This window comes from Erwinia sp. V90_4 (genome assembly GCF_029967685.1).
GTDB classification, from domain to species: Bacteria; Pseudomonadota; Gammaproteobacteria; order Enterobacterales; family Enterobacteriaceae; genus Erwinia; species Erwinia aphidicola.
The window spans coordinates 1-6,074 of sequence record NZ_JASCAQ010000010.1 but is presented as its reverse complement, the minus strand read 5'-3'; the positions used below and the strand labels follow the sequence as shown (position 1 = coordinate 6,074).

Below are 6,074 nucleotides of genomic sequence, written 5' to 3'. Positions count from 1 at the left end.
GTCCTGCCACAGGGACACTCGCCCCGAATCTGATTTATTCAACAAAGCCCGGGCACTGTTGAAAACTTATTGATGAGTTAGCCTCTGGTGTTATTGAAAGGTCTTATCTTTCAAAGACTCTGCTCACCAGACGCATCTCGTTCAGGGGATGCCCAAAATAAAGTGATTCTGCCTGACCTTTCCGTAGCACACGTATCACTTCAATCCCTTTGGTTGTGGCGTAAGCCGTCTTCATTAATTTGAAGCCCAGCGTGGCGTTGATTATCCGTTTCAGTTTGCCATGATCGCACTCGATTATATTATTCCGGTACTTTATCTGCCGGTGATGCACATGCTGCGGACATTTACTTCCCGCTTCAGCAATGCCAGCTCCCGTCCATACGTCGGGGCTTTATCCGTGTTGATCAACCGTGGAATTTGACGGCGCTTCGTATTGTTTAGAAGTTTACCCATAAACCGATATGCGGCTTTGGTATTACGACGTGAAGACAAGTAAAAGTTAATGGTGCAGCCCCTGCTGTCGACGGCGCGGTACAGATAAGCCCAGCGTTCGTTGACCATCACGTAGGTTTCATCGAGATGCCATGAGCCAGTACCAGCGCAACCGCTTTTCCATTTCAGGTGCATAACGCTGAACCCAGCGATAAATCGTAGCGTTGACAATTCCCTCCTCGCTCAGCCAGCATTTCCTGCAGCTTACGATAACTGATGCCATATTTGCAGTACCAGCGGACGGCCCACAGGATGATATGACGCTCAAAATGCCGGCCTTTGAATGGATTCATGTGCTGCTCCTTCATCTAAACAGTGGTATCAGTTTACCATCGCCAGATCTTTGCAACAGTCCCCGTTTTCGTACGGTTGGCCCTCAAACTCCATATGCGGCTTTAGTGTTACGGCGTGAAGACAGGTAAAAGTAAATGGTGCAGCTCCTGCTGTCGACGGCGATCCGCCGCGAGCGGGACCGGCTGAACCTGTCGGTGGCCTAACTGGCGAAACCCGCGGGCATCGCCAAGTCCACGCTGTCGCCGCTCGAAGCCGGCAGCGGCAATCCCTGCCTGGAAACGCTGTGGGCGATGGCGCTCGACGTGCCGGTCAGCCGGTTGATTTCACAGCCAAGCAGACAGGTGTAAGTGGTCCGCGCCCATGAGGGAACGCCGGCGCTGTCGGAGCAGGATAACTGTGCCGCCACGCTGTTAGCGACCTGCCCACCGGGGGCGCAACGCGATATTTATCGGCTGCGGGTGCAGCCCGGCGAAGTGAAACTCTCCCGGCCGCCCCCCCCCGGTACCGTTGAGCATGTGATCGTCATCAGCGGGCGCGCGTTTGGGCAGGCGATTACATCAGCCACTCTGTCGATCTGGAACGTGTAGTCGAAGCGCTGGAGCCGGAGACAACCGCCGTGATGCTGATCGAACAGGGCTAACCCAAGCGTTGAATGTCCGTTTATTTAAAATGATTCTCAATTATATTATTGTGACCGCGTGTTTTACGCAGGTACGGGCGGGTAGCCCTGCGCCGTCGTTTATTGCCCTTCAAGGACCGAAGATGAAAATCGCTGTTTCTTCCATAGTGTTACTCGCCGGTTTGACTGCGACGCACCCGGCCGCCGTGTTGGAGGTTGCCACGCCTGCGGCGGCAGAGCGAGGTCAGAACGACACGACCAACAATGATTTCAGCTTCGTGCGCTATCGCGCGGATTACCGAGTCAATGCCAACGCCACCAACGTGAAAACGGAAAGCTACGAAGTGCTGCTGAAGACCAAGTCGGCGGTCGAAAAATTCAGTCAGATCCGCCTGAGCTACAGCGAAAAAATGGAAACGCTGGAAGTGGTCGCCGCCTATACGTTGACCGCCGACGGCCAGCGCCACAACGTGGCGCACGATCGCATCTACACTCAGGAGAGTTACTCCAGCGCCACGTCCCCGCTCTATGCCGACCGCAAAGTGCGCGTTATCGTGTTCTCCAACTTGGTGCCGGGTTCGCGGGTGGTGTATGAGTTGCGCCGCACGCAAAACACGCCTTATTTCCCAGACTATTTTGGCCTGTGGGAAACGTTCAGCGTTTTCGAGCAGTTCGACGACGCCGAAGTAACCCTGCAGGTGCCGGCCAAACTGCCGATGCATATATTCACCCGCGGCGTAGCGGGTGGTGACCAGCCAAAGATCCGCGGCGGACAGGCGCACTGGCGCTGGCATTATTCGCGCAGCGCGCCGATTAGGGAACAAAACTGGGCTGCGGACAGCTGGACCTTCAGCCCGACCATCATGGGCAGCACCTACCGCGATTGGCCGCAGTTGGCCAAGGCCTACCAACTGAAGGCCCGCGCGGCGGCGAAGATAACGCCGGGCATTCAGGCGCTGGCGGACAACATCACCGCCGGCATCAGCGGTCGGCGCGAGCAGGCGGAGGCACTCTATCGCTGGGTGGCGCAAAACATTCGCTATGTGGCGGTGTATCTGGGCAACGGCGGGCTGGAGCCGAATTCGGCGCAGAGCATTCTCGATAACCACTACGGCGACTGTAAGGATCACGTGGTGATCCTGGAAGCGTTGCTCGCCGCCAAGGGCATTGAAAGCTCGCCGGTGCTGATCGGCTTGGACGAAGGCCCGATACTGCCTAAAGTGCCGCTGCTCAGCCGCTTTAATCATGTCATAACCTACGTGCCTGAGTTCAAACTGTACTTGGACTCCACCAACCCTTGGGCGCGGTTCGGCCAGCTGCCGGAAGGCGACCTAGGCGCACCGGTGCTGCTGACGCGCGATGCCAAACTGGCACGCACGCCGGGCAGCGACGAGCAACCGGTCAAGAGCGCGTTGAGCGTCGATTTCGTGTTCGACAAGGCCGGTAACCTGCAGGGGGAGACCGATCGTCGGCTAAGCGAAGTGGAAGAGATTGATCTGCGGGGCTACTTCTCGCAGATCAACCGGCAGAACCGGGCGCAGGCCGAAGCATCATTCATGTCTGAATCAGGCATCGACGGCAGCGGCGAGGTGGCGATGAACAGCGATCCCCTGGATCTCAAGAAACAGTTCGGTTACCGCTTCCGCTTCAAGGCGGACGACTACGTCGATTTCGGCGTAGTGGGCGGCATGACCTTGCCCAATCCGCCCGGTGGCAAATCGTTCCGCACGTTGTATACCACCACGGCGGCGCCGGACAACGAAACCCCGTTCTACTGCAGCGCGCAGCGCTACGACGAAACCTATCGCCTGCAACTGCCGGCCAACGTGCCGATCATCGCCATTCCGCAAGACAGGCAGTTCCGCAATGCGGCGGGGGACTATCGCTTGACATGGCACCGCGACGGGCAGCAGGTGATCGTCAATCACCGCCTGCAGGTAAACGCCATTCGCGGTAAGGAAGCGCTGTGCCAGGCGCAGGATTACCCAGCGTTCCGCGAACTGTTCCAGCAGGTGCGGCGCGGTTTCCGCGGCCAGGTGGTGTACGGCGAATTGGCCACCGGCAAGTAAGTCGATGCACGGGTTAGGATATTGAATCGCTTATTTTGATAGCGACTGACCATGATCAACAGCATGTACATCCCTTTAATGACGTGGTTATGGGGTCTGACGCTTAGTGGAACGAAAACTCACGTTAGCCGACAAAGGTAAGCGTCTCATCCAGACCGTCTTTTATTTCCGCCCGTGTTTCCTACCATGGATACTTTCGCGAACATGGACACTACCGTGGACAAAAATACGCATTACTCCAGAAGAATCTGGATCACCACTGCACTCAGCCTGCGGTTTAACGACGCACCGGCATTAACTGGCCACTACCGGAAGGATATACGCCGCAAAGCCTCGATGGCTAGGAGATTGAATCGCATCTTTTAAGAGCGACTGACCATGAATTTAACCCCGGCTCATACCTTTCATGACGGGGTTATTCGTCAGTATATGTATGAATATGTGGTATTTTATCTGTTTTTATCCACTGATCAATTGATTTCATGCCGCAGGCGCTGTAGGCAATTGACTTGCAGCTCTGGCAGAAGAAGCTGGAGTGGGTACAGTCCGGCGAGGCGCAGCAGTACCGGCGACGCCCATGGTACAGGTGCCACAGGCGAGCATGCGCTCAACGGAGAGACGGTTCCATTGGCTGATGTTCGAGGTAGCGTTTCCAGCCGTCATAGACGGCAAAAAGAAGTTTAGCGGGGCGCGGGACATACATGGGGCTGAGTATAAAACGGTGCTCCGGCCATGCAAAGCGTCGGAACGATGGAACCGTGAAGCTCGCCCCATCGGGGCGCTACGTTCGCAGAACGGTGGTTGGGATTGGTGAAACCTGTCAGTACACGGCGACCCTGACCCGCAGCTTCACTGGGAACACCGGTTGTCGCCTTTATGCGCTGATGCGCATTGGAAAGCATCCGGGCACCGCTGAAATTGACCTCAAAACACGGACCGGCTTATTATCCGTACATAAACTAATGGTGAAGGGCAGGGAGAGGTCATGAAGGATGATAATTTTGACGACGACACCGGAGACTCTGGAGCCCAGCTTTATGGTGGGCGAAATCTGCTTCAAGATGATGGCGCGGGGCGAAGCACCTCTGCGTGCAGCGCTTACATCCACGCTTAAGAAGCGCTGGCATCAGAGCAGAACCCTGCGTGATACCGGCTGCGAAATTATTCGCGCAGAAAAAGCCAGCTGTGCCAGCCGAAAGAGGCGTTCCGAATTGCAACTGTTGCTGGACTTCCTGAGACCTGGCGACACCCTAACCGTCACGCGGATCGATTACCTCCCCCGTAGCATCAAAGACCTCCAGGACATTGTTTTTGCCCTAAACCTGTAAGGCGTTACCCTCAAGGCAACGGAACGACCTGTCAATACGCGTACTGCCGCCGGCAAAGCCTTCCTCGATATGCTGGGTGTTTTTGCCGAATTTGAAACCAATCTGCGCCGTGAACGTCAGTTGGAGGGGATCGCGGCGGCGTAAGCGCGCGGTGTCTACCGCGGCCGCGAACCTTCTATCGTTCCAGCCGAAGTGCATCGCCTCTATGTGGACAAAATTCAGGTGGTGGGCGATCGAAGTGACATCACCTACCAGGAGTATCGGTGCGTTTACGGTGAAGATGCCGAATCGGCATTGCGTTTTCTTTTTAATGCCATGGGACCCAAACCCTCCATTCCTGAACCCCATCTCCGGGGACGCTCGAAGATGCTGTATCTCGACAACGGACCGGTGGCCAAAAGCCGGGTATTCAGTAACGTGATGCGGGAATTGCATATTGACTGGCAGACGCATACCCCTGCCGGCAAGGACGGCACCCGCACCACGGCTCGCGCCAAGGGCAAGGTTGAGCGGCCATTTCGGACCGTCAAGGAAGCGCATGAACCCTTTATCACTCTCTTAAGCCGGAAACCGAGCACCAGGCCAACGAATGGCTCTGGCATTACTTGACGCAGTACAACAACTAGCGCCACCGCAGCGAGATGCACTCCCGCATCGAAGACTGGGTGGCGAATTTGCCGCAAGAGGGGCTGCAGGACATGTGTACCTGGGAGCAGTGCCGCCACTTTACCCATGAACCGGAGTCTCGTAAAGTAAGGAGTGATGCTCGCGTGACGTTCGACGGCACCGTCTATGAAGTGGAACCGGATATGGCCGGCGAAACCGTTATTCTGCAGTGGGGCCTGTTTGACGAGCTCCTTGTTGTAGTCAGCCCACTTGGTGATTTTGAAGGTTTGTTTTGCCACGTGATACCGCCACAGGATCGGGAATGTGGTGATCTGATCCTAATTACGGCCAAAAGTTCGATTTATTCAAGAAAGCCCGCTTACGCCACAAACTATGAAAAACAATATCTGCAATATTGCTTTCCTTTAAATCCCTGCCGCAGCATGCGGCAGGATAACGATTAAAAAGAAATCATTTTTCCCGGAGCAAGTTTGGCCTTAATGCCCAGTAACGTTTTCGCAAGAGGAATAACTAAAGGAGCCAGTTTTCGTCCAATCAAGAACGGAGTGTGTTTTATCGCGGTCAGCATCGAGAAATCAGAGTTAGCTTTGGGCTTTGTTGATTAAATCGAACTTTTGCTGAGTTGAAGGATCAGATCACACATCC

1 protein-coding gene and 4 pseudogenes are annotated in these 6,074 nt (G+C 55.4%); 4 read left to right on the top strand and 1 reads right to left on the bottom strand.

Going from position 1 to position 6,074, the window contains the following annotated elements; all coding sequences use genetic code 11:
• Nucleotides 1–103: 103 nt before the first annotated feature.
• Nucleotides 104–785: pseudogene (locus QLG07_RS02355) on the bottom strand (IS6 family transposase).
• A gap of 135 nt (nt 786–920) precedes the next feature.
• On the opposite strand from QLG07_RS02355, the pseudogene QLG07_RS02350 reads away from it, so the two are divergent.
• The 4 genes and pseudogenes from QLG07_RS02350 to QLG07_RS02335 form a co-directional block, all read left to right on the top strand.
• Nucleotides 921–1,426: pseudogene (locus QLG07_RS02350) on the top strand (helix-turn-helix transcriptional regulator).
• Between the two features lie 122 nt (nt 1,427–1,548).
• The gene (locus QLG07_RS02345; protein WP_282468383.1) at nt 1,549–3,474 is read left to right on the top strand and encodes a DUF3857 domain-containing protein; all 1,926 of its coding nucleotides are present in this window, start codon (nt 1,549–1,551) and stop codon (nt 3,472–3,474) included.
• A 1,064-nt stretch (nt 3,475–4,538) separates the two neighbouring features.
• Nucleotides 4,539–5,009, top strand: a pseudogene (locus tag QLG07_RS02340) (recombinase family protein); the annotation flags it as partial.
• 15 nt (nt 5,010–5,024) lie between these two features.
• Nucleotides 5,025–5,656 (top strand): annotated as a pseudogene (locus QLG07_RS02335) (IS481 family transposase); the annotation flags it as partial.
• Between the last annotated feature and the right edge of the window lie 418 nt (nt 5,657–6,074).

Coding starts and splice junctions, on each gene's coding strand:
- QLG07_RS02345 (WP_282468383.1), top strand. CDS start 1,549: ATGAAAATCGCTGTTTCTTCCATAGTGTTACTCGCCGGTTTGACTGCG.